22 protein-coding genes and 2 pseudogenes are annotated in these 22,807 nt (G+C 68.7%); 9 read left to right on the forward strand and 15 right to left on the reverse strand.

Going from position 1 to position 22,807, the window contains the following annotated elements; translation table 11 throughout:
* Positions 1 to 2 precede the first annotated feature (2 nt).
* The 4 genes from WPS_RS00990 to WPS_RS01005 form a co-directional block, all read right to left on the reverse strand.
* The gene (locus tag WPS_RS00990; protein ID WP_317996002.1) at positions 3 to 959 is read right to left on the reverse strand and encodes a polyprenyl synthetase family protein; all 957 of its coding nucleotides are present in this window, start codon (positions 957 to 959) and stop codon (positions 3 to 5) included.
* Positions 959 to 1,654 carry a bifunctional demethylmenaquinone methyltransferase/2-methoxy-6-polyprenyl-1,4-benzoquinol methylase UbiE gene (gene ubiE, locus WPS_RS00995; protein WP_317996003.1) on the reverse strand — a complete coding sequence of 232 codons (696 nt, stop codon included), beginning with the start codon at positions 1,652 to 1,654 and terminating at the stop codon, positions 959 to 961. The genes WPS_RS00990 and ubiE overlap by 1 nt, the downstream gene beginning before the upstream one ends.
* Before the next feature lie 105 nt (positions 1,655 to 1,759).
* Positions 1,760 to 2,791, reverse strand: coding sequence for a magnesium transporter CorA family protein (locus WPS_RS01000; RefSeq protein WP_317996004.1), 1,032 nt, complete (start codon positions 2,789 to 2,791; stop codon positions 1,760 to 1,762).
* Complete coding sequence (locus WPS_RS01005; protein WP_317996005.1) at positions 2,788 to 3,570, reverse strand: TatD family hydrolase; 783 nt, start codon at positions 3,568 to 3,570, stop codon at positions 2,788 to 2,790. The genes WPS_RS01000 and WPS_RS01005 overlap by 4 nt, the downstream gene beginning before the upstream one ends.
* Positions 3,571 to 3,590: 20 nt before the next feature.
* Here WPS_RS01005 and WPS_RS01010 point away from each other — a divergent pair, with 20 nt between their 5' ends.
* Entirely contained in the window at positions 3,591 to 4,577 is a 987-nt protein-coding gene (locus WPS_RS01010) for a hypothetical protein (RefSeq protein WP_317996006.1), read from the forward strand.
* Positions 4,578 to 4,586: 9 nt separating this feature from the next.
* Here WPS_RS01010 and WPS_RS01015 read toward each other — a convergent pair whose 3' ends face one another.
* The 3 genes and pseudogenes from WPS_RS01015 to metG all read right to left on the reverse strand — a co-directional run bounded on the left by WPS_RS01015 (position 4,587) and on the right by metG (position 6,667).
* Entirely contained in the window at positions 4,587 to 4,781 is a 195-nt protein-coding gene (locus WPS_RS01015) for a hypothetical protein (protein ID WP_317996007.1), read from the reverse strand.
* A gap of 85 nt (positions 4,782 to 4,866) precedes the next feature.
* A pseudogene (locus WPS_RS18040) lies at positions 4,867 to 5,139 on the reverse strand (DUF308 domain-containing protein); the annotation flags it as partial.
* A gap of 1 nt (position 5,140) precedes the next feature.
* Positions 5,141 to 6,667, reverse strand: a complete 1,527-nt coding sequence (gene metG, locus WPS_RS01020; protein ID WP_317996008.1) for a methionine--tRNA ligase — start codon at positions 6,665 to 6,667, stop codon at positions 5,141 to 5,143.
* Positions 6,668 to 6,741: 74 nt separating this feature from the next.
* Between metG and WPS_RS01025 the strand changes: the two genes are divergently transcribed.
* The gene (locus tag WPS_RS01025) at positions 6,742 to 7,308 is read left to right on the forward strand and encodes a Uma2 family endonuclease (protein ID WP_317996009.1); all 567 of its coding nucleotides are present in this window, start codon (positions 6,742 to 6,744) and stop codon (positions 7,306 to 7,308) included.
* Between the two features lie 3 nt (positions 7,309 to 7,311).
* Here WPS_RS01025 and rsmI read toward each other — a convergent pair whose 3' ends face one another.
* Positions 7,312 to 8,166, reverse strand: a complete 855-nt coding sequence (gene rsmI, locus WPS_RS01030; protein ID WP_317996010.1) for a 16S rRNA (cytidine(1402)-2'-O)-methyltransferase — start codon at positions 8,164 to 8,166, stop codon at positions 7,312 to 7,314.
* Here rsmI and WPS_RS01035 point away from each other — a divergent pair.
* On the forward strand, positions 8,165 to 9,424 hold the full coding sequence (locus WPS_RS01035) for an ornithine cyclodeaminase, nickel-pincer nucleotide-dependent (protein WP_317996011.1): 1,260 nt from the start codon (positions 8,165 to 8,167) through the stop codon (positions 9,422 to 9,424). The genes rsmI and WPS_RS01035 overlap by 2 nt on opposite strands.
* Before the next feature lie 2 nt (positions 9,425 to 9,426).
* Positions 9,427 to 9,675 (forward strand): glutaredoxin domain-containing protein, encoded by a 249-nt coding sequence (locus tag WPS_RS01040; RefSeq protein WP_317997584.1) that lies wholly within the window; start codon positions 9,427 to 9,429, stop codon positions 9,673 to 9,675.
* A 46-nt stretch (positions 9,676 to 9,721) separates the two neighbouring features.
* Here WPS_RS01040 and WPS_RS01045 read toward each other — a convergent pair whose 3' ends face one another.
* Genes WPS_RS01045 through WPS_RS01055 form a run of 3 tightly spaced genes read right to left on the reverse strand, consistent with a single transcriptional unit; the run spans position 9,722 to position 13,062 of the window.
* On the reverse strand, positions 9,722 to 10,909 hold the full coding sequence (locus tag WPS_RS01045) for an MFS transporter (RefSeq protein ID WP_317996012.1): 1,188 nt from the start codon (positions 10,907 to 10,909) through the stop codon (positions 9,722 to 9,724).
* 6 nt (positions 10,910 to 10,915) lie between these two features.
* The gene (locus tag WPS_RS01050) at positions 10,916 to 12,157 is read right to left on the reverse strand and encodes an ABC transporter permease (protein WP_317996013.1); all 1,242 of its coding nucleotides are present in this window, start codon (positions 12,155 to 12,157) and stop codon (positions 10,916 to 10,918) included.
* Entirely contained in the window at positions 12,154 to 13,062 is a 909-nt protein-coding gene (locus tag WPS_RS01055) for an ABC transporter ATP-binding protein (protein WP_317996014.1), read from the reverse strand. The genes WPS_RS01050 and WPS_RS01055 overlap by 4 nt, the downstream gene beginning before the upstream one ends.
* A 35-nt stretch (positions 13,063 to 13,097) precedes the next feature.
* Between WPS_RS01055 and WPS_RS01060 the strand changes: the two genes are divergently transcribed.
* From WPS_RS01060 to WPS_RS01080, 5 genes and pseudogenes are all read left to right on the forward strand, one after another.
* A complete protein-coding gene (locus WPS_RS01060) occupies positions 13,098 to 13,895 on the forward strand; it encodes a 3-hydroxybutyrate dehydrogenase (RefSeq protein ID WP_317996015.1) in 798 nt (265 codons plus the stop codon).
* A gap of 244 nt (positions 13,896 to 14,139) precedes the next feature.
* Complete coding sequence (locus tag WPS_RS01065) at positions 14,140 to 14,337, forward strand: hypothetical protein (RefSeq protein ID WP_317996016.1); 198 nt, start codon at positions 14,140 to 14,142, stop codon at positions 14,335 to 14,337.
* Positions 14,334 to 14,846: a metallophosphoesterase family protein gene (locus WPS_RS01070; protein ID WP_317996017.1), complete on the forward strand. Its 513-nt coding sequence runs from the start codon at positions 14,334 to 14,336 to the stop codon at positions 14,844 to 14,846. Before WPS_RS01065 ends, WPS_RS01070 begins: the two co-directional genes overlap by 4 nt.
* Positions 14,847 to 14,907: 61 nt before the next feature.
* Positions 14,908 to 15,997, forward strand: a pseudogene (locus tag WPS_RS01075) (IS5 family transposase).
* A gap of 171 nt (positions 15,998 to 16,168) precedes the next feature.
* The gene (locus tag WPS_RS01080; RefSeq protein ID WP_317996018.1) at positions 16,169 to 16,459 is read left to right on the forward strand and encodes a hypothetical protein; all 291 of its coding nucleotides are present in this window, start codon (positions 16,169 to 16,171) and stop codon (positions 16,457 to 16,459) included.
* Here WPS_RS01080 and WPS_RS01085 read toward each other — a convergent pair.
* The 4 genes from WPS_RS01085 to WPS_RS01100 are packed head-to-tail and all read right to left on the reverse strand — an operon-like array spanning position 16,414 to position 22,661.
* Positions 16,414 to 17,457 carry a zinc-binding dehydrogenase gene (locus tag WPS_RS01085; protein ID WP_317996019.1) on the reverse strand — a complete coding sequence of 348 codons (1,044 nt, stop codon included), beginning with the start codon at positions 17,455 to 17,457 and terminating at the stop codon, positions 16,414 to 16,416. The two genes, WPS_RS01080 and WPS_RS01085, sit on opposite strands and share 46 nt — an antisense overlap.
* A gap of 35 nt (positions 17,458 to 17,492) precedes the next feature.
* Positions 17,493 to 19,187, reverse strand: a complete 1,695-nt coding sequence (locus WPS_RS01090) for a DUF885 domain-containing protein (protein ID WP_317996020.1) — start codon at positions 19,185 to 19,187, stop codon at positions 17,493 to 17,495.
* A gap of 28 nt (positions 19,188 to 19,215) precedes the next feature.
* Positions 19,216 to 20,829: a peptide ABC transporter substrate-binding protein gene (locus WPS_RS01095; protein ID WP_317996021.1), complete on the reverse strand. Its 1,614-nt coding sequence runs from the start codon at positions 20,827 to 20,829 to the stop codon at positions 19,216 to 19,218.
* Entirely contained in the window at positions 20,826 to 22,661 is a 1,836-nt protein-coding gene (locus tag WPS_RS01100; RefSeq protein ID WP_317996022.1) for a DEAD/DEAH box helicase, read from the reverse strand. Before WPS_RS01100 ends, WPS_RS01095 begins: the two co-directional genes overlap by 4 nt.
* Positions 22,662 to 22,807: the final 146 nt, after the last annotated feature.

Genomic DNA, 22,807 nt, shown 5'->3' on the forward strand with positions numbered 1-22,807 from the left:
TTTTAGAGGAGGGCGTCGGCCAGGGCGGCGAGTTCCGTGCGGGCCGGGGCGTTTCCGAGGGGCGCGAGCGACTGCTTCGCCCGTTCGAGGTAGCCGGCAAGGGCGGCTTCGGTCTTGGCGAGCCCCCCGTGGATGCCGATCCCGGCGACGATACCCGCGATCCGCTCGCGCGTGTCGTCGTCCTCGGCGAAGAAACGTTCGACGTCGGAACGGAATTCCCGATCACCCGACTCCAGCGCGAGGACGAGCGGAACGGTCATCTTCCGCTCCCGCAGGTCGTTCCCCACCGGCTTGCCCAGCGTCGCCTCGTCGGCGGTGAGGTCGAGCAGGTCGTCACGCATCTGGAACGCGATCCCGTACGCGGTCCCGAAGTCGCGCAGGGCCTTGACCGCGAATGGCGAGGCGCCCGCCGCAAGCGCGCCGCACTCGGCCGAGGCGGCGAAGAGCGAGGCGGTCTTCTTCGTCGCCACCTCGACGTAGTTCGCGAACGTCGTCTCGAGATCGCCGAGCGCCCGCAATTGCAGCACCTCGCCGTCGGTGATGTCGGCGAGCGTCGCGGAGAGCACGTGCGGGATCGGATGCGCGTACTCGGCGGTGACGTTCTTGAAGATCCACGCGAACAGATAGTCGCCGGCAAGGACGCTGACGCGGTTCCCGAAGTCGACCGCGGTCGCGTTCACGCCGCGCCGCGTGTCGGCGTTGTCGACGACGTCGTCGTGGATGAGCGTCGCGACGTGGATCAGTTCCATGAACGCGGCGAGGCGCAGGTGCTCGGCGGCGTCGCCGCCGACCGCCTCCGCCGCGAGCAGCGCGAAGCGCGGGCGCAGCCGCTTTCCGCCCGCGTCGAGCATCCGCCGCACCGCTTCGGTGATCAGCTCGTTCTCGGTCTGAAAATCGTTGCGGAAGAAGTTCTCGACGAGCGCGTAGAGATCGCGGCCGGGCTGCGCGCGGTGCAGCATCAGGCGAACCCGACGTGCGCGGCGATCGCGCCCGCGCCGAGCCGCAGGTAGCGCACGTCGCGGAACCCGGCGATGCGGAAACGTTCCGCGAGGCCGTCGGCGTCGGGGAAGTTCGTCAGCGAGTTGGGGAGATACGTGTACGCGCGTTTCGATCCGCCGACCAGTCCGCCGATGAGTGGGACGAGGCCGTAGAAGTAGACGCCGAACGCGCGCCGCACCAGCGGGTTGGGCGGCTTGGTGACGTCGAGGTTGACGAAACGCGTCCCCGGCTTGAGGACGCGTCGCGCCTCCTTGAGCGTAGCGACGATATCGACGACGTTGCGCATCGAGAAGCCCATCGTCGCACCGTCGAAGGTCGCGTCGGCAAACGGCAGCTGCGTCACGTCGCCCTCGACGAAGGTCGCCCGGCCGCCGGCGTCCTCGCGCGGCGCGCGGGCGCGCGCCCCGTCGAGCATCGGAACGGTGAAGTCGACGCCGGTGACGGTCAGGCTGGGATCGGTCCGCAGCAGGTGGAATACGAGATCGCCGGTCCCGCAGCACAGGTCGACCACGTGCCCGCCCTTGGGGGCCGCGAGTTCGGCGACGGCACGCTTGCGCCACGCCTCGTCGATCCCTGCGGTAAGGAGTCGGTTCGCGCGGTCGTACCGCGGTGCGATCGCCGCGAACATCTCGCGGACATACAGGGCCTTATCCATGGTCGAGCGACCGTGCGTGTTCGGCGGCGGGGGGATGATCCACTCTGAGCCTCCTTCCATGGGACGCCGGCCGCCGGGGCGAGGTTGCCCGTGCGGCGCCCGGGCTCACGTCCAGCGCTTGTAGCGGAAGTACGCGACGAGGGCGATCGCCGCGGCGACCTGCGAGCCGACACCGATGACCCAGAACGACCGCGGGCTTTGGATCCCGGCGACCATCCAGCCGAAGTTCTGGCCGAAGAATCCGGTGATGTACGTCAGCGGCAGAAAGATCGTCGCGATCACCGTGAGCTGCTTGGCGATCTCGCCCTGCTGGTGCGCCTCGGAGGAGAGGTGGATGTCGAGCGTGCTGTTGAGCAGGTCGCGGATCGAATCGATCTGATCGGTCACCCGCGCCGCATGGTCGGCGACGTCGCGGAAGTACGCGTTCATCGAGCGGTCGGCGGTGAGTTCGCTGCGCAGCAGCGTGCTCAGGATGTCGCGGACCGGCGCGACCGCGCGCTTGAGCGCGATGAGATCGCGCTTGAACAGCAGAACGCGCCGCAGGAGCAGCCGCGGATGAGTGCGCTTGCGCTCGCCGAGCACCGCGTTCTCGATCCCGACGAGCCGCTCGTCGTACTCGACCGTCACCGGATGGTACGCGTCGACGACGACGTCGAGGATGACGTAGAGCAGGCTGACCGGATCGTACGCGACGCCGCTGCGTTCGGTCCAGCGGCGTTCGATCTCGTCGAGCGGGAAGACCGGGTGCGCGCGGATCGTCACGACGAAGTTCTTGCCGACGAACACCGCGAGTTCGTGCTCGATCAGTTGCCCGTCCGCGTCAAGCGACGCGGCGTGCAGCACGACCAGCAGGTAGTCGTCGTAGGTCTCGACCTTCGGGCGTTCGTGGACGAGCGCCGCATCTTCGACGGCGGTCGGGTGGAGGGAGAACTCCTCCTTGAGCATGGCGAGGTCGTCCGGCGTCGGCTCGGCCAGATCGAACCACACGAACGTGCTCGCGTCCTTCAGCAGTTCGCTGATCTCGGCGGGATTGCGCAGCGAGCGCGGCCCGGCACCGTCCGTGAAGATCAGACAGCGCGACTCGTGTTCTTCTGAGATCGCCGGCGTCGCGCGGTACTCGCGCGGCTTCGCGATCACGCCGCCACCGGCAGGGCCAGGATACGGCGGGCGTTCGCGTCGGATCGCGCCGTCACGGTCGCGACGTCGACGCCCAGCACGCCGGCGACGACCCGCGCGGTCTCGGCGACGAACGCGGGCTCGTTGCGCTTCCCGCGATACGGGATCGGCGCGAGATACGGGCAGTCGGTCTCGAGGACGACCGCGTCGAGCCCGGCGCGCCGGACCGCGTCGCGCAACGGCTGCGCGGTCTTGAACGTGACGACGCCGCCGATCCCCAACGCGAGCCCGAACTCGCCGGTGAAGACCGCCGCTTCCTCGGAGCTCCCGGTGAAGCAGTGCACGATCCCGCGCTGCGAGGCCGCGTCGTAGCCGGCGCGCAGGGCCGCGACGAAGTCGTCGTGGGCCTCGCGCTGGTGAAAGATCAGCGGGAGGTCGCGGGCGCGCGCGTAGGCGAGCTGCGCACGGAGCACCTCGCGCTGCACATCGCGCGGACTGTGATCGTAGTGATAGTCCAGCCCCGTCTCGCCGACCGCGACGACGCGCGCGCCGAAGCGCTCGCGCAGCGCGTCGAACGCCGCGGCGATCTCGGCCGGCGCGTCCTTCGCCTCGTGCGGATGGATCCCGATCGTCGCCGCCAATCCGTATCGCTCAGCCGCTTCGCATGCACGGCGGCTATCCTCGACGTCGCAGCCGACCGTTACGATCGCGTCGACCCCGGCGTCACGTGCGCGCGCGAGCATCGCGGGGCGGTCGTCGTCGAACGCGCGGTCGTGCACGTGGGCATGCGTGTCGATCATGGTGAAGTCTTAGGCTCCTCGTGCAGCTGTTCCCCGAGCGCTCCTATACCTACGGCCGCCGGTTTCTGGCGATCGCGCTCGTTCTCTCGCTGTTCATTCACGGCGCCGGGGGAACGATCTGGGCGCTCTACGGCCGCCGCATCACCGCGCAGGTGCAGAAGATGCTGCCCCGTCCGACCCCGATGCCCGAGGTCGTCGCCCTCTCCGACGCGATCCATATCGAGAAGCGCAGGGTGCCGCGTCCTCAGCGGCGGGCACGTCCGGCGGCGGCGGTGCGCGAGCAGCGCCCGCAGCGCCCGCCGCGCGCCCGGATGGCCGTCGCGGCGACGCTTCCGGTCCCGACGCTCGCTCCGCTGGAGACGCCGCGCCCAACGCGCGAGCCGAAACCGGCGCCGACGCTGCACGCCGTGCACGCGACGATTCACCGTCCCTTGCCGGAGCCGACCGGGCGTCCGGTGCAGCAGCCGACGATCGAACCGGGGCGCGGCGCGTTCTCGCCGCAGCAGATCGCACAGCTCGAATCGCAGTTCCGCCGCACGATCGATGCAGCGCAGCGCGCGGTCGAGGAACCGCCGGCGCGCGGCGGCGCCGCCAACGTGCCGCCGCAGCACGCACCGCCCGCGACCGACCGTCTGCGTTACCAGCAGATCATGGCCGGAACGCCCGAACAGTTTCTCTCCGCGCAGGGTGACTGCGTTCCGCTGCAGGGACCGATGCCGCACGGTGCCCTGCGCGCGTACTTCATCCGCTGCGTGATCCACTACTCCGACGGGTACTTCGAGGAAGTGTCGTTTCCGTGGACGTTCTCGTTTACGCCCCGGATGGACCCGTTCGAACATCCCGACGAGCGGATCGTGTTCGGGATGCAGGCGCCGCCGCCGGGCTTGGTGCTCCCGCAGACCTTCGCGCTCTCGCGTGCGGTGTGCTCGTTCTACCGCGCCCGCTGCGCCGCCGTCGTCAACGCCGAGCAGCAGCGCGGCGACCCCGCATACGGCAAGCCGCCGTAAGCCGGGACTTTAGCGCGATCTGACGGCGATGACGAGCGAGATCGCGCCGTAGATCAGGGCGAAGAGGCCGAGCGCGATGCCGGGGGCGAGGAGGCCGCCGAAGGTGACCCAGAGCAGCGCGCAGCCGAGGACGAGCGCGAGGATTCCGCCGGCCAGCCACAGCCAGGCGTCGTGCAGACGCCGCCACGTCACCGCGGCGAACACGATCGTGAGCGCGCCGATCGCGAACGCCCACTCCGCGACCGTCCACGTCAGCGCGATCAGCGAGCGCGACGCGGAAGACCGCGAAGCCGAGCGCGATCCCGATCGCGCCTTCGAGGGCGTGCAGCAGCCACGCTTTGTCGGCGCCCGTCGATCGCAGCGCGACCACGATGCGCACGATCCCGTCGAGAATCGCGAACGCCGCGAACGCGACGACGAGCAGCGTCGAGATGTCGGCGCGGTAGAGCGCGAAGCCGCCCAGCGCGAGCGCGGCGACGCCGCGCACCGCGAACCCCGCGCGATGGAGCGTGTCGTTGGCGCCGGTGCGGGCGGGCGGCGCAGGCCGCTGCATCACGCTCATGCTATGCCTCGACCGGTTCCGGTTCGATGCGCGGGAAGAGCGGTGCGCCGGGATCGGTCTGCGTTCCGGCGCCGAGCGTGCCCCACTGCAGCGCGTCGTCCCAGCGCACTTCGGGCGTCCCCGTCTGTCCCAACTGCGCCCACATTGCGTCCGACTTCGACGGCATGAACGGGTACAGCAGGATCGCAAGCCACCGCAGTCCCTCGCAGAGGGTGTAGAGCAGCGCGTCGAGTTCGTCGCCGCGGCCGTGCTTGTGCAGATCCCACGGCTTCTGTTCGTCGATCGCGCGGTTGAGCGCAGTGACGAGGTTCCAGATCTCGTCGAGCGCTTCCCGGAAGCGCATCGCCGTCACGTGCTCGTGCACCAGCGTGCCGAGGTCGGCAAAGCGTTCGCCGATCGCGCTCTCGGCGGGTTCGGGGACGAGCCCGTTGCGGTACTTCTGCAGCATCGCGAGCGACCGCCGCAGCAGGTTTCCCAGGTCGTTGCCGAGATCGCTGTTGTGCCGCTGCCGCAATTTCTCGACCGAGATCGAGAAGTCGCTGCCGAACGGCGCCTCGCGAAACAGAAAATACCGCACCGAGTCGGCGCCGAAGCGCTGCGCGAGCGAGAACGGTTCGATCACGTTTCCGAGCGACTTCGACATCTTCTCGCCGTCGGCGAGAATCCAGCCGTGCGCGAAGATCCGCTCGGGGATCTCGAGCCCCGCCGACCACAGCATCGCCGGCCAGATCAGCGTGTGAAAGCGCGCGATCTCCTTGCCGATCAGATGCGTCGCGGGCCAGAACGTCGCGAAGAGACCGTCGCGGTCGGCGGGCCAGCCCAGCGCGCTGATGTAGTTGATCAGCGCGTCGAACCACACGTAGATCACGCCGCCGCCCGGCAGCGGGATCCCCCAGTCGAACGACGAGCGCGAGATCGAGAGGTCGTCGAGCCCCGCCTCGAGCACCGCCATCATCTCGTTGTAGCGCGTCTGCGGCCGCACGAACTCCGGATGCGCGCGGAAGTGCGCGAGCAGCCGATCGCGATACGCGGAGAGCTTGAAGAACCAGTTCTGCTCCGAGAGCCACTGCACCGGACGATGGCATTCGGGATTGGGGCAACGGCCGTCGATCAATTTCGCTTCGGGCCAGAACGTCTCGTCGTTGGTGCAGTACCAGCCCTCGTACACGCCCTGATACACGTCGCCGTTCGCGCGCATCCGCTCGAAGAGCGCGAGACACGCTTCCGCATGGCGCGGCTCGGTGGTGCGGATGAAATCGTCGAAGCGGCAGTCGTAGGCGGCGGCGAGTTCCTTCCACTTCGGCGCCAGCATGTCGGTGTACGCCTGCGGCGACATCCCGGCCGCTTCGGCGGCCTGCGCGACCTTCTGGCCGTGCTCGTCGGTTCCGGTCAGCGCGCGCGCGGGCCCGAACGCGCGCGCGCTGCGCGCCAGGATGTCGGCCGCGATCGAGGTGTACGCGTGCCCGATGTGCGGCGTCCCGCTGATGTAGAAGATCGGTGTGGTGACGTAGAACGCGGCCTTGGACACGACCCCCGGCTTTCGCCGCGGCGCCCCTTGCGGCATCCCCGCGTCAGCGTGATACGATCCATGCGAGGATCGTGATGGCCGTCGTCTTCCGGCCGCTCTCCCCGCCGGACGACGAGGAGATGCTGGCCCTGCATGGACTCAACCCCGGATACCGCGTCGAGCGGCTCGCCGACGGTTCGTTGCTGGTGAGTCCCAACGGCGCCCTCGGCAGCGCGCGAAACGCCGAACTCACGCGCCAACTCGGCAACTGGCATCACGCCCGGCGCACGGGGAAGATCTTCGACTCTTCTGCCGGCTTCGTGCTTCCCGATCGTTCGCTGTTCGGCCCCGACGGCGCGTACGTGAGCGAGGAACGCTGGAGCGTGCTCTCGCGTGCCCGCCAGGAGAAGTACTTCACCGGCGCGCCCGACGCTGCGTTCGAGGTCGTCTCCCAAAGCGACGAACGGGCGCAGCAACTTGCAAAATGTGCGTCGTTCGCACTTCAGGGAAGCGCGCTGGTCGTACTCATCGATCCCTACCGCCGGACAGTCGATGTCTGGCGCGAGGGCGCCCAAGCGGAGCTCGGCGATATCGCCGAACTCGACTGCGCGCCGGTGATGCCGGCGTTCGTCCTCGACGTCGCCGCGATCGTCGCCGGCTGACGTTTACGCGTCCTGCGCGCGGCGCTCGATGACGCGGGCGTAGAGGTGGCGGCGCTCGCCGCGGCCTTCGTCGGCGAGCCGTTTCGCGATCGCCGACGTGGAGAGACCCTCGGCGAGCAGCGCGTCGATCGCAGCGTCGATCGCGGCATCATCCTGCGCGCTCGCGGCGCCGCCGTCCGCCGCCGCGCCCGCGCTCTCCCGCGCACCGCCCTCGACGACGAAGACGAACTCGCCGCGGATCGGATCGGCGATCGCGCGGTTCACATCGGCGGCCGTTCCGAGCACCTGCTGTTCGTGCAGCTTGGAGAGTTCGCGCACCAGGAAGACGCGCCGGTCCGGCGCGGCCGCGGCCAGATCCGCGAGGGCCGCGCGGATCCGGTGCGGGGCCTCGTACCACACCGTCGTCTCGCCGAGCGCCTCGCGGAACGCCGCCCGCCGCGCGCCGCCGCTGCGCGGCGGAAAGCCGGCGAAGGCGAAGCGCCGCAGATCGAAGCCGGAGAGCACCGCGGCGCAGACGAACGCCGCCGGCCCCGGCAGCACCTCCACCCCGATCCCGGCCTCCCGCGCCGCCGCGACGAGCGCCGAGCCGGGATCGCTGATCCCCGGCGTCCCGGCGTCGCTGACGACGGCGACGTCGCCCTCGCGCGCGCGCTCGAGGATCGCGGGCGTCGCGGTGCGGGCGTTGTGGTCGTGATACGTCCAGATCTCTTTCGTTCCGATCGCCAGCGCATTGAGCAGCCGGCGCGTCACGCGCGAGTCTTCGGCGACGATCAGGCTCGCATCGCGCAGCGTGTCGACCGCGCGCAGCGTGATGTCGCGAAGGTTGCCCAGCGGCGTCGGTACGAACACGAGCCCCATGGCATCCGCTTCGTCGTCCGCGACGGTCGTCCGCCGCATCGAACTGCGCGGCCACATCCTCGACTCCGGGATCTTCAACCGCGTCCTCGGCGTGCTCACCGATCACGAGCGGGCCGCGTACGTGATCGAAGAGTTCGACTCGGGCCGCACCAAGGTCGATCCATCGTACGCGCGGCTTGCGATCGAAGCCGACGATCAGGCGTATCTCGACGAGCTGATCGACAAACTCCGCGAGCAGGGCGCCGAGGTGATGGAGGAAGGCGACGCGGCGACGGAACCGGCTCCCGCCGACGGCGTCCTCCCCGATCAGTTCTACGCAACCACCAACTACGCGACGGAGGTGCGGGTCGGCGGCAGCTGGCTCCCGGTGGCCAACCCCGAGATGGACTGCGCGATCGTGCTCGACGACGGCGGAGCGCTCACCGTTCCGCCCTCCGACGTGAAGGCGGGCGATCCCGTCGTCGTCGGTCATCAGGGCGTGAAGGTCTCGATCCCGCAACGCGCGCGCCGCAAGGCGGTCTTCGAGTTCATGGCCAGCGCCGTCTCGAGCGAAAAGCCGCGCCACGCGCTGCTCGGCGAGCTCGCGCGCGAACTGCTCGCCGTCCTGCGCTCCGGGAAGCGCGTCCTCGTCGTCGGCGGTCCGGCGATCATCCACACCGGCGCCGGTCCGTATCTCGCCGACCTCATCCGCGGCGGCTACGTGACCGCGCTCTACGCGGGCAACGCGCTCGCCGTGCACGACATGGAGTCGCAATTCTTCGGAACCTCGCTCGGGGTCAACCTCGAGGATGCGTTCCCGGCGGAGGAAGGGCACGTCCATCACCTGCGCACGGTCAACCGCTTGCGCGCGGCCGGCGGAATCCGCAACGCGATCGATCGCGGGATCCTGCGTGCCGGCGTGATGTACGAAGCCTATCAGAAGAAGATCCCGGTCGTGCTGTGCGGCTCGATTCGCGACGACGGTCCGATCCCCGACGTCATCACCGACGTCGTCGAGGCGCAGCGCGCGATGCGCGCGTACGTCCCGCAGATCGGGATGGCGCTGATGGTCTGCACTCTCCTGCACTCGGTCGCCGTCGGCAACCTGCTCCCGGCGACGTGCAAGACCGTCTGCGTCGACATCAACCCGTCGTCGGTGACGAAGCTGACCGACCGCGGCTCGCACCAGACCCTGGGGATCGTGATGGATGCATCGTCGTTTCTGCGCGAGCTCACCCTGGCAATCGAAGCCGCCGAGGCCGAACTGGGGTCTGGGTGAGCATGGACCTGGAAACGCTCGAACCCGGCCGCACCGTGGAGCTCTACATCTCGCCGGCCTGTCCGTACTGTTCCGCCGCGCTGAAGCATTTCGACGCGCGCGGCGTCACCTACGCGGTCCACGACGCGCAGAACGACCGCGCCGCGCGCGACGCGATGTTCCGCTACACCGGCGGCGATCCGACCGTCCCGGCGATCGTCGTCGACGGCGTCTACGTGCAGTCGGGCTGGGGCTCACCGCCCCGCGGTTGAACCGTCTACTAAAACGCGCACCGGTCCGGTGCGCATCACACTCCCGTCACGCATCTGCGTGCGCGATCGCGGTCGGCGCTTCGACAAGCGCAGCGTGACGCGGGGGGGCCAACAGGCGGAATCCGAGCGCGAGCGCGACGCACGCGAACGTCGCGGGGACGATCCCGCTGAGGTGCGGGTTCACGCGCAGCAGCGCGGTCGCCACGAACGGCGCCACGATGAACGCGAGATTGTTGAGGCTGTCGTTCACGCTGAGGATCGTCCCGCGCTGCGCCGCCGGCGCGGCGTCGGAGATCAGCGCGCCCAGTGCGGGGCGGATCAGCGCCCCCGCGAGCGACCACAGCACGACGAACGCATAGACCTGCGCCGGCGCGGTCACGAACCCGACGCCGCCGTAGGCGACGACCGCGATCGCGAAGCCGGTCAGCGCGACGCGTCCTTCGCCGAAGCGATCGACGAGTTTTCCGATCAAGCCCGCCTGCACGCCGATCCCGACGATGCTCGAGACGATGAAGATCGTCGAGACGTGCACGGCATCGAAGTGCAGCACGCGTTCGGCCCACAGCGCGAAGACCGTCACCCACGACGTGAACGCGATCGCGAACGCGAACTGCGTGAGGATCAACCGGCCGAGCACCGGTGAGGCCAGTGAGATCCGGATCTCCGCGAACGTCGGCGCCGTTTTTACCGCGCCGGTCGACGCGGGCAGCAGCAGCATCGTCAGCACGATGGTGAGCAGCGCGAGTGCGGCAGCGACCGCGAACGGGACGTGGTATCCGAAGCGCACCAGCGCGCCGGCGAGCGCAGGCCCGATCAAGAAGCCGAGTCCGTACGTCGCGCCGACCAAACCGAACGCCCGGGCACGGCTCTGCGGCGACGTCACGTCGGTGACGTACGCGGCGGTGACGCCGAGACCGCCGCCGCCGAGCCCCTCGATCGCGCGGGCCGCGAAGATCGTCCACAACGCGTTTCCGCTCGCCAGCAGCGTGAAGCCCGCGAACGAAAAGACCTGCGCCGCGATCAGCACCCCTTTGCGTCCGATACGGTCGCTCAGCGCGCCCCAGAACGGCGACGAGACGAGAGAGCAGAACGCGACCGTCGCGTAGATGGCGCCCACGACGGTGGGGTTCGCGCCGAACTGCTCGGCGTAGAACGGCAGGATCGGGATGAGGATCGTGAACCCGAGGACGTCGACGAACGTGATCGCGAGCAGCGGGAGGAGCGCGCGGGGCATCGCGTCCTAGCGCTGGCGCATCGCGGCGACGAACTGGCGCGGCGTGGGGAGCTTTCCGTACATGAGCAGGCCGACGCGATAGATGCGCCCCGCGAACCACGCGAGCGCGACCGCGGCGCCGATGTTGATCGCGAGCGAGAGCGCGAGCTGCCAGGCCGGCACGGTCGAGACGATCACGCGCGTGAACATGACGAACGGAGCGAAGAGCGGGATGAAGCTGAACGTCACCACGTTCGTCGCGTTGGGAAACTGGAGCGCGAACTGCGCGATGAAGATCGCTCCGATGATCGGGATGTAGAGCGGTCCGGTCACGCTGCCGACGTCCTCGCTGCGGCTGACGAGCGAACCGGCGGCGGCGAAGAGGACCGCGCACTGCGCGAACCCGATGACGAAGAACACGATGAACCACAGCACCTCGGGCACCGACGGTGCGGTGAGGGTCGCGGCGGAGGCTGCGCTCGCGCTCGCCGGCGCGGTGGAGAGCGCGTTGCTGAACAGCATCCCCACCGATTGCGCGGCGATCGCCGCGGTGACGATCCAGATCCCGAGCTGAATGAATCCCGTCGCCGTCGCCGCGAGCACTTTCGCGAAGAGCAGCCGGCTCGGATCGATCGCCGAGATCAGGAGCTCGGCGATCCGGCTCGTCTTCTCTTCGGCGACCGCCATGACGATCGACTGCGCGTTGAGCAGGATCGAGAGGTAGAGCACCATCACGAACACCAGGCCGATGAACTTCGCGCCCTCGGCGTGATCGGCGTCGGCGAACTTGCCGCCGATGTCGCGCTCTTCGACCGCGACGCGGCTGAGCGACGTCACCTTCACTTGCGGGATCCCGGTCGCGAACTGCAGCTGCAGCGCGGCGAGATCGCGCGCGAAGGAGGGGCGCAGCGAACCCGGATCGCGCGTGTACGCGGTCACGTGGAGCAGGCTCCCGCGACGTTCGAGGACCGCGACGGCGGCGGCTTTGCTGTGCGCGTCGAGGTACGCGATCGTCGGCGGCGCGTTCAATCGGGGCTCGCGGGCGACGATCGCGTAATCGCCGCGCAGGGCGTTCGCCGCCGCCGCGGTGAGCTCGGAATCGCCGACGAGCACGACGTTCTTCGTCGAGACCGCGAAGCCGGTCACCGCGACCGGGAGAAACGCGATCAGCGCGATCGCGATCGCGCCGAGCAGCGTCCCCGCGATGTAGATCCGCGAGCGCAGCCGCCGTTCGAATTCGGCGCTGAAGACGACCGCGATCGTGTTCACGCCGCCGGCCCCACGGCGCGCAGGTAGATGTCGTTGAGCCGCGGTTCGACTCGCTCGAACCGCGTGACGTCGCCGGCCGCCACGAGATCGCGCAGCAGCGATGCGGCATCGGTGTCGGCGGGGACCTCATAGGCCAATGTCGCGCGTCCGTTGGTGTAGAGCGCCCGCGCCAGCGGATCGCGCGCGAAGACCGCGCGCAACGCATCGGTCGCCGGTTCGACTTCGATCACGCGCGTCGGCCACTGCGCCCGCAGTTCCGGCAGCGTCCCGGCAGCTTTCACCGTACCGCTGGCGATGATGCAGAACCGCTCGCAGAGTTCCTCGACCTGCCACATCTGATGCGAGGAGATGATCAGCGTCGTCCCGGCCGTACGCAGCGTGCGCAGTGCGTCGAGCAGGATCTCGGCGTTCACCGGGTCGAGCCCGGAGAACGGCTCGTCCAGAACGAGCAGCTCGGGCTGATGGAGCGCGGCGCTGGCGATCTGCACTTTCTGCTGGTTGCCCTTCGAGAGCTCGCCGCATTTGCGGTCGGCGTACGGGCGCAGCCCGAGCAGTTCGATCCAGGCGTCGGCGCGGGTGCGGTCGTCGGGCCGATGCACGCCGTGCAGGCGGCCGAAGTACGCGATCTGATCGCGCACGCGCATCTTCGCATAGAGGCCGCGCTCTTCGGGGAGGTAGCCGAAGCGGCGCCGGACCGACAGATCGATCGGCTCGCCGTTCCACGTGAGGGTCCCGCGATCGGGGACCAAGATCCCGAGGATCATGCGCATCGTGGTCGTCTTGCCGGCACCGTTGGGACCGAGCAGACCGAGCGTCGACCCTGCCGGCAGCTCGAACGAGACGTCGCGGACCGCTTGGATATCGCCGAACGAGCGCGCGACTCCGGAAAGGATCAACTTGTTCACGGGGCGATCTCCTTACCCACAGGAGGGCGGCGACCTTGTTCGCGATCGATTTACACGACCGGATCAGTCTTGTGACGGGAGGAGCCCGCGGCATCGGACGCGCGTGCGGAGAAGCGCTGGCGCGTGCCGGTTCGCGCATCGCCGTCGTCGATCTCGACGAAGCGACCGCCGCGGCCGCCGCCGACGCGATTGCCGCCGCGTTTCACGTTGCGACGCGCGGTTACGCCTGCGACGTGCGCGACCCCGCTGCGGTGCGCCGCACGTTCGACGCCGTAGCATCGGACTTCGGTGCGCTCGATCACCTCGTGAACAACGCCGGGATCCAGTTCGTCTCGCCGATCGCGGAGTTTCCGGACGACAAGTACGATCTCGTCCGCGGCGTCGATCTCGACGGCGTCTTTCACGCGACCAAGGCCGCGTGGAAGCATCTGGTCGCGCGCGGTCGCGGACGCATCGTCAACATCGCGAGCGTCCACGGGCTCGTGGCATCGCCTTTCAAACCGGCGTACGTCGCCTCGAAGCACGGCGTCGTCGGGCTGACGAAGGCCGCGGCGCTCGAAGGCGCCGAGGCCGGGATCACCGTGAACGCGATCTGCCCCGGCGCGGTGATGACCGATCTGGTGCGCGGTCAAGCCGCCGATCTGGTCCGGTCGTACGGCGGCGGGATCAGCGAAGAGGAAGCGCTCGAGCGCGCGTTTCTGCAGGCGATGCCGACGAAGCGTTTCATCGACGTCGCGGAAGTCGGTGCGCTGTGCGCGTTCCTGTGCAGCGACGAAGCACGCTCGATCACGGGCGCTCCGATCGCGATCGACGGCGGCTGGTCGGCGCACTAGCAATCCGCCTTAGACTAGACAACCTGGGCGACCGCATGATACCCTCGGCGAACGCACGGCGCGCGACGCACGTGCAGAAAGGAGATGGCCATATGAATCAGTTCGTGCAGCAGATGATCCCCGTCGGAACGACCGGACTCGTTTCGCGCACCTTCATTGCATCTCCGGAGGCAGCAACAGGCTGATCCGACGCTTCGTCGTCGCGTCGTTCTGATGAAGCCTCCGGTTCCCCGGAGGTTTTTTCGTGTCACTCTCATTGCTCGTCCTCGCCGTCTTGGTCGAGGAACGGCGGCGTTCGTGCGCGCGTGACTACGCGTTCGCACGCCGTTTCCGCCTGCGCCGCCGCATAGCGATCGCGATCGGCGCGATCGCATACGCCGTGTCGGCGCTTGCCGTCGCAGTTGACGACGAACCCCGTTCGCAGGGTACGATCTCGGCATGACCCGGATCGGCGTCGTCAGCGACACGCATATCCCGCGCTTCGGCCGCGCGCTCCCGCGCGCGCTCGAAGCCGGACTGCGTCGCGCGCGCGTCGACCGCATCCTGCACTGCGGCGATCTCACCGATCTGCTCGCGGTCCCGCTGTTCGAAGCGATCGCGCCGTTCGACGCCGTCGCCGGCAACAACGACGGCGAGGCGATCCGCGAACGGTTCGGACGCCGCAAGATCGTGACCGTCGAGGACGTGCGCATCGGGATGATTCACGGCGACGGCAAACGAGGCACGACGCGCGAGCGCGCGGTGGACGCGTTCGCCGGCGGCGACGCCGACGTCGTGCTGTTCGGCCACAGCCATCGTCCGTACGTCGGGAACGCGGGCGCGATGCTGGTCGCGAATCCCGGCTCGCCGACCGACAAACGACGCAATCCGCTCTATTCGTACGCGATTCTCACGGTTGACGGAAGCGCGGCGCGCGTCGCGCTGAAATTCTACGCCGGCAACGCCGCCTAACAGGGTGCTGAAAAAGTCGCGTTTCCCTTCCTTGTCGGGTAAGCGTTTGATACAATGAGACATGCGAACGCGAGAGAAAGTGCAGCGCGGCATGTGGAGTTATGTTGCGGATGAGGATCGGATTCCGAAAGATCATCCATTACGCGCGATGCGAGCGTTGATCGACCCCGTTCTGCGCGATCTCTCGCCGCGTTTCAGCCAGCTATATGCGAGCAACGGTCGTGCCTCGATCCCGCCGGAATATCTGCTCAGAGCGCTGCTCTTGCAACTGCTTTACAGCGTTCGCAGCGAACGCATGCTGATCGAGCAGTTGCACTACAACATGCTTTTTCGATGGTTCGTAGGGCTCAATACGGACGATCCCGTTTGGCACGCGACCACGTTCACCAAGAACCGTGAACGGCTAATGCAAGGTGATATCGCACGTGCGTTTTTCGACCGAGTGTTTGCCATCGCTCAGGCGCGCGAACTCGTATCGGATGAGCATTTCACCGTGGATGGAACGCTGATTGAAGCCTGGGCCGGCCAAAAGAGTTTTCGACCCAAGGACGACTCAGGCGATGGTCGTCCGGGACCGGGAAGCAATCCAACGGTCGATTTTCGCGACGAGCGCCGCAGCAATGAAACGCACGCGTCCCGGACCGATCCCGACGCGCGTTTGGTCAAGAAGGCACGAGGCCAAGCATCGCACCTGGGTTATCACGACCACGTACTGATGGAGAATAGAAACGGGTTGGTCGCACAGGCGACGCTCACGATAGCCAGCGGTCGCGCCGAGCGAGAGGCAGCGCTCGCATTGGTAGATCGGTTGCGGAATCGCGGACGTATTACGCTGGGCGCAGACAAAGGGTACGACGTCGCGGACTTCATCGCGCAGTGTCGTGAACGCGAAGTTACACCTCATGTGGCATGTACAAGCGACCCTCGACGGAGTAGCGCGATCGACGGGCGGACGACGCGGCACCCCGGGGTATGTTTGGAGTCAACGAAAGCGCAAGCGTGTTGAAGAGATCTTCGGTTGGCTCAAAACGGTCGGAGCGCTCCGCAAGACGCGACATCGGGGCCGAGATCGCATAGACTGGATATTCACCTTCGCCGCCGCGGCATTCAACTTGACGAGGATACGGAATCTGATTGGGGCTGCGGCGTGATGCGAGGTTGCAACACCCCAAAAATGCCCCGAACGAGAGACTTCCGCGATGGAAACCCTTGTCAGAACCGCTACGAGTGCTGAAATGGCTCGGCATCGGCCGGCCATTTCAGCACCCTGCTAAGCGAACGGTCGGCGAAACTTCCGCGGCTGGGCGACGTTATCGGTGCCCATGGCACTCATCCGATTTCTCGTCACCTCGCGCACCACGCTGACGCGCGCCTACACCCTCGCGCGCGACGCCCGCGTTCCGCTGCGGCTGAAGCTCCTCGCGCTCGCCGGAGCGCTGCTGATCCTCTCGCCGCTCAACATCCTGGGCGACATCCCGCTGCTCGGCATCGTCGACGACGCCGCGCTCCTCGGGCTGCTCGCCGCCTGGTTCGTTCGCCAGGCGGCGCGCGCGATCGAAGTCCCGGTCTACGCGGCCGAGACGTCCAGGCAGACCTTGATGGCCTCGCGCTGATCCATCGCCCGATACCCGTCGGGCGATCCCGGGAGCGGCAGGCGGTGGGTGAACACCGGTGACGGATCGATCGTCCCCGCCGCCAGCGCATCCATCAGCTCCGGCAGGTATGCGCGGACTGGCGCGAGCGCCCCGCGCAGCGCGACGTTCCCGCCGAAGAGCCGGCGGAAGTCGACGGTCGACATCCCCCACGGGACGCCGACGAAACTGACGGTTCCTCCGTCGCGCACCACCGCGAGCGCGAGATCGAGCGAGCTCTGCTGGCCGACGGCCTCGACCACGGCGCTCGTGCCGCCGGTGATCTCCTTGATCTTCTCCGCCGCGTCGGGATCGTTCGAATCGACCACGTCCGTCGCGCCGAAGCCCTGCGCCATCTCCAGCCGCGCGGGATGGTGGCCGACGCTCACGATCCGCTCGGCACCGAGGTAGCGCGCAGCGATCACGCCGCACAGCCCGACGGCGCCGTCGCCGATCACGACGGCGGTCCCGCCGGCGCTCACGCCGGCGGCCTTCGCGCCGTGGAATCCCGTCCCCATGACGTCGGTCAGCGCCAGCGCGGCGACGCGCTTGCGTTCGTCGGCGCGGACGGCGTCGGGGATGCGGACCAGGGTCGCGTCGGCGAACGGGACGCGGACGAACTCGCCCTGGCCGCCGTCGTTCTCCTGACCGCCCCAGAACCCGGCGTGCTCGCACGACGTCTGCAGGCCGGCGCGGCAGAACGCGCAGCTGCCGTCTGAAAACGAGAACGGCGCCGCGACGAAGTCGCCGGCGCGGACGGCGTGCACGCCGGAACCGACGGCCTCAACGACGCCGGTGAACTCGTGGCCGAGGCGCGCCCCCGGCTGCCAGGGCGCGGTGCCGCGATACGGCCACAGGTCGGAGCCGCAGATCGCTGCGTTGACGACGCGGACGATCGCATCGCCGGGGTTCGCGATCGCGGGATCGGGGACGGTCTCGACGCGCACGTCGCGCGCGCCGTGGAAGACGGTAGCTTTCACGGTGTCCGCTAACCGCGCCGGACGCCTGCGGGTTGCTACGAGCCCGCGGTGACGAAGCGCTCGCGCACCGCGGCGCCCAGCGCATCCGGCGGAAGCAGGCCTTGATCGAGGATGAAATCGTGGAAGGCGCAGGCGTCGAAGCGTGCGCCGAGCGCCGCTTCGGTTGCGGCACGCAGTGCGACGAGCTTCGTGTAGCCGTAGAAGTACGACGTCGCCTGACCGGGCGCGCGGAACGTATAGCGTTCGACCTCGCTGCGCGCGAACGTCGGCGAGTAGACGATCTCGCGCTCGAGAAACGCCTGCGCCTCGGCCGGCGTGCGCTCGCCGCTCTGCAGTTCCGGATCGAGAAATGCGCGGGCGGCGCGATGCAGCCGCATCAGCAGCGAACAGAGCTGCGCGGCGAGCGGCATGAACGGCAGCACGATCTCTTCGGCGTAGAGCGCCCAACCTTCGACGTTGACCGAGTTGAACGCGAAGACGGCGCGCGCGAGCGACAGTTCGCCCTCGAGCATGCGGTCGAACTGGACCTCGTGTCCCGGCCGCGCTTCGTGCGCGGTGAGCGTCCACGTGACCGCGTCGTGGGTGAAGTCGTCGGCGCGTTCGGTGCCGTCGCTCCCCGCCGCGGGCGGGACGTCGAGCGGGAGGACGAACTCGCCGACCTGACCGGTGTTCCCGACCAGCGGCGGCGGGCTCATGTGCGCGACGGGGAGTTCGGCGCTCTCCGCGAGCGACGCGATGCGAATCCGCGCCGGCCGCGCCGGAAGCGTGACGAGCCGCTCGCGGCGCACGATCGTCTCGATCTCGGCGAGCCGCGCTTCGTAGAACGCGCGAATCGCATCGGCGTCGCCCCGGATCTGCCGCGCTTTGAGCGCGCGGATCACGTCGCGATAGTCGTGCGCGTCGATCCCGAGCTCCACCGCGACGCGCGGTGCGAGCGCCTGCATCTCGGCGGCGATCGCGTCGAAGGCCTCGTGCGCGCGGCGCGCGAGCTCGCGCGGCGCGATATCGACGCCGACGTGGCGCAGCGCGAACGCATAGGCGGCGGGCGGCAGGCGATGATCGGTGCGCGCGCGCGGGAGGACCTCGCGCTCGACGAAGCGGGCGTATGCATCGCACTGCGCTGCGAATGCCGCGAGCGCGTCCTCCCAGCCGTGCAGCCCGCTTCCGCGCAGCATTTCGCCGAGCCCGGCGACGAGCACCGGATGGAGGGCGAGCATCGTGCGAACCTCGACATCGTAGGGCCCGGTGAGCCCGTCGACCGCCAGGCGCTCCCGCGTCTCGCGCTCGGCCGAGACCGCGAGCGGCTCGCCGCCGTCCGTGCCGGCGTAGCGCCGCAGACGCGCGAGCGCGAGCGCTTTGCGCTCGGGCGGGTTCTGCGTCCCGAGCAGGACGCGCAAACCGAGGAACGCGAGCTTCGGCACGTCGACGAGCGTGACGAGGTACGCGTCGTGCACCGCGATACCGTCGACGATGTCGTCGATGCGCGCGTGCATGATCGCGATGTCCTCGCGCAGGCGCGGCTCGGCCTCATCGCGGAGCGCGGCATCAAGCGCGGTGCGCGCCGCGCTCGCCGCCGTCGCGATCCGCTCGCGCCAGCCGGAGCGCAGATCGGTCGTCGCGCCGTCGGCGCTGCTCAGCCCCATGTTCGAGGCCTGCTCCGGCGCCGCGAGCGCCATCAGCGTGACCACGGACTGCGCGAGCGCATCGCTGCGGCGTACCCATTCGCTCAACGGACGGTTTCCTCTCGAGACGGTACGGTCAGATCGACCAGTCGGCGACGTTCCAAAAGTCGCTGACGGCGACCGCCGGCTTCACGCCGTGCAGGTCGTCGTTCCAGGCGTTGATGTTCGCGCGCCAGACGATCGTGTGCGAGAAGAGCAGTTCGCCGAAGCGGCGTTCGAGCTGCGCGTAGATCGCGCGCCGCGGCCCGCGCTCGTACACCGCGCTCGCGCGCAGCTGAAGTCGGCCCATCTCGGGGTCGACGATCCCCGCATAGTTCGCGCCGTGCGGCGGGATGTAGCCGGGGCCGGTCGTCTGCGTGTCGTCGGGATCGGGATTCTTCGTCCATGCGTAGATGCCCAGATCGAATTTTCCGGTCGCCAGCAGACCGCCGGCGCCGTAGGGCGCGAAGAGCATGTTGGCGGGCGCGTTGCGCACCTGCACGTCGAATCCGGCGGCATGCAGCTGCGACTGCAGCGCGACCTCGGCGTTCTCGCGAACCATGACGCCGGCGACCGTCGAGAGCGTGACCTCGAGCCGCTTGCCGTTCTTCGTCCGGATCCCGTCGGGACCGGGTTGCCAGCCGGCCTCGTCGAGCAGCGCGCGCGCACGCGCGAGGTCGAACGGGTTCGGATCGGGGAGGTTCGGATACGCCCACGATTTCGGAAAGATGTCGCCCCAGTCGGCGAGGTCGACGTTGAGATACGTCGTCGCGGCGAGGTTTTTCCAATCGATGGCCTTCGCGGCGGCGCGCCGTACGCGCACGTCGGAGAACGGTTCGCGGCGCGCGTTGAAAGCGACCATCTCGTACTGCTGACTCGGCGCCGCGCTCGAGGACACGTGCGGGAGCGATCGCAGCTCCGCATACTGCTGTTCGGGCGCCCCGAAGTAGAAGTCGATCTCGTGCGTTCGCAGCGCGACCAGCAGCGTGTTCTCGCTCGGGATGATGCGGTACGTCACGCGCTTGAGGCCCGGTTTGCCGCCGAACCAGTAGGGGTTCGGCACCATCTCGAGCGTGCTGTTGATGTCGTAGCGCTCCACCATGAACGGCCCGCTGCCGACCGGGTGCGTGTTGAACGGCGCGCGGTTGAAGTCGGGGACGTTCGCGAGCAGATGCTTCGGCAGGATCACGCCTTGCGCGCCGCAGCGGAAGAAACTCGCGACGAACGGCGCCGACGGTGCCTTCAGCCGGACGACCACGGTGTAGGGATCCGTCGCCGTGACGCTCGTGGGCAGATCGTACGGAAAATGATACGGAACGTTATTGTGCGGGTTGACGTCCTGCCGGTACGTGTAGACCACATCCTCGGCGCGCAGCGGGACGCCGTCGGAGAAGCGGAGATCGCGGCGCAGATGATAGGTGATCGTCTTGCCGTCCGCAGAGATCCCGCCGTTCGCGCGCGTCGGCACCGCGGTCGCGGCGTCGGGGATCGCGTTCCCGGCGTCGTCGTAGCGGATGAGGCCGTCGAAGAGAAACTGTGCGAGATCGGTCGACGCGGCCTGACCGGAGAGCAGCGGATTGAGGCTGTCGAGCGTCCTCACGACGCCGATGCGGACGTGACCGGCCTGGGTCCAAGGGTTGCGCGCGCGGGCCGGGGACGTCGCGCCGAGCAGCGCCAGCGCGCACAACGACGCGGCCGCGCGGCGGGTCACGGCGACGTGCGCGGAACCCGGGCGCGGCGTCCGCGGCGACGGCGACCGCCGCCGTTCGCCGACGGTTTCGGCTTGGTGCCGTTCGCCGTTCCGTTGGGGGCAGGCCGTGCGGCGCCGTTCCCGTTGACCGGGATCGCGGTGTAGCCCGAGAGCATCTCGTCGACCCGCTGGTACGCGCTGCCGAGCGCGCCGGGGAGCGACGAGCTCACCTCGATCACGCGCTCGGGGAGATCTTCGGTGGAGTAGAGCGTGACGTATTTCTCGCCGTCGCGCTTCACGTCGATCCGGCGGCGTTCCCAGCGCACCGTCTTCGGGTCGACGCTGAGCATCCGCGAGGCGAACCGTTCGGCGTCTTCGTGCGGCGCGATGCGCCGTGCTTCGGCGACCCATTGGTCCCACTTCGTCGCGAAGCCGGGGATCGCGCGGCCGCGCCGATCGTACGCGACGCGCGTCGGGGGGAGTTCGAGCCGCCAGTGGTCGACCGGATCGATCGCCTGCCACGTCGGCTTGATCTCGCGCGGGGCCGCGAACGCATCGATCTCGACCAGGGCCGTCTCGATCTCTTCGGCGCTGCGCACTTTGGCCGCGCGCTTGGGATCGCGGCGCAGCAGCTCCTCGAACTTGTCCGCGACCTGCGCGGTCATGCGGCCCTGCGCGTCGATGTGCGGCGGAAGTCCGTACAGCGACGGTACCGTGACGAGCTGATGGCGGTGTGCCTGGTCGACCAGGTCGATCACGATCGCCGCCGGTTTGGGCGACTTCTCGATCAGCTCGCGGCGCTCGAGCGCGCTCCCGGTGTGTGAGAGCGCGTGGGCGATCTCGTCAACCGGGCGCAGCGCGCGGCCGGTGATCTGCGTGTAGAGCGTCGTCGACTTGGTGGGGCGCGCGTTCAGGATCACCTGGACCGACGGGACGTCGAACCCTTCGAGATAGAGTCCGCAGTTGACGAGCACGTCGATCCCGTCGCCGCGGAATTCGCGCACGATCCGCTCGCGCTCCTCGCGCGGCGTCTCGCCGGACGCCCATTCGGCGCGTATCCCGTACTCGACGAATTCTTGGGCGACGTCGCGCGCGTGTTCGACCGATGCGGTGAAGACCAGCGTCTTGAGGCCGGGCGTGTGCTGTTTGTAGGCGGCGACGATGCGCTTGTTGCGATCGACCGTGTTGACCGCCGCGGCCAGTTGGCCGATCACGAAATCGCCGCCGCGCGAGGCGATGTCGTCGAGGTTGGTCGAGGTCGCGACCGCGTACGACTTGACCGGGACGAGGTACCCCGCGTCGATCGCCTTGCGCGCGTCCATGGTGTAGACGATCTTCTCGAAGACGTCGACGAGGCGGACGCCGTCGCCGCGATTCGGCGTCGCGGTGAAGCCGAGGATCATCGCCTCGGGACGCTGCGCGAGGACGGCGTCGACGATCGCCCGATAGGACGGCGCCGCAGCATGATGCGCTTCGTCGATGACGAAGAGCGCGATCCGTCGCTTGAACCGGGCGACGAACTCTTCGAGCCGTTTCTCGGCCAGCGTCTGCACGGTGGCGACGACGATGTTGCACTCGTCGGAGGCGCGGCGCTCGGCCTTCTCCACGCCGATCAGCGCGTCAGGGTTCTCGACGCGGAACTTGTCGACGAGCTGCTCGATCAGTTCGTCGCGGTGCGCGACGACGACGGTGACGTCGCCCGGCCGCAGCGAGAGCAGCTTCGGTAGGGTCGCGATGACAACCGACTTGCCCAGCCCCGTGGCAAGCGAGACCAACTGCGTGCGCACGCCGCGCGCGCGGTGCTCGAGGATCGCCTGCTGCGCTTCGACCTGATAGGGACGAAGATGCGGCACGCGCGGCTGCGCGGCACGGGCCGGATCGTGCGCCGGACGACGACGCGGCCGTGCTGGAGCGGTCGCCGTCGCTTCGTGTAGTTCCATTGCGCCTTTAAGGGAAACGCTCCGTCGCTCCTCGACGGGGCGAGAGGTCCGGTTCGAGG

The sequence above is a fragment of the Vulcanimicrobium alpinum genome, assembly GCF_027923555.1.
Lineage (GTDB): Bacteria > Vulcanimicrobiota > Vulcanimicrobiia > Vulcanimicrobiales > Vulcanimicrobiaceae > Vulcanimicrobium > Vulcanimicrobium alpinum.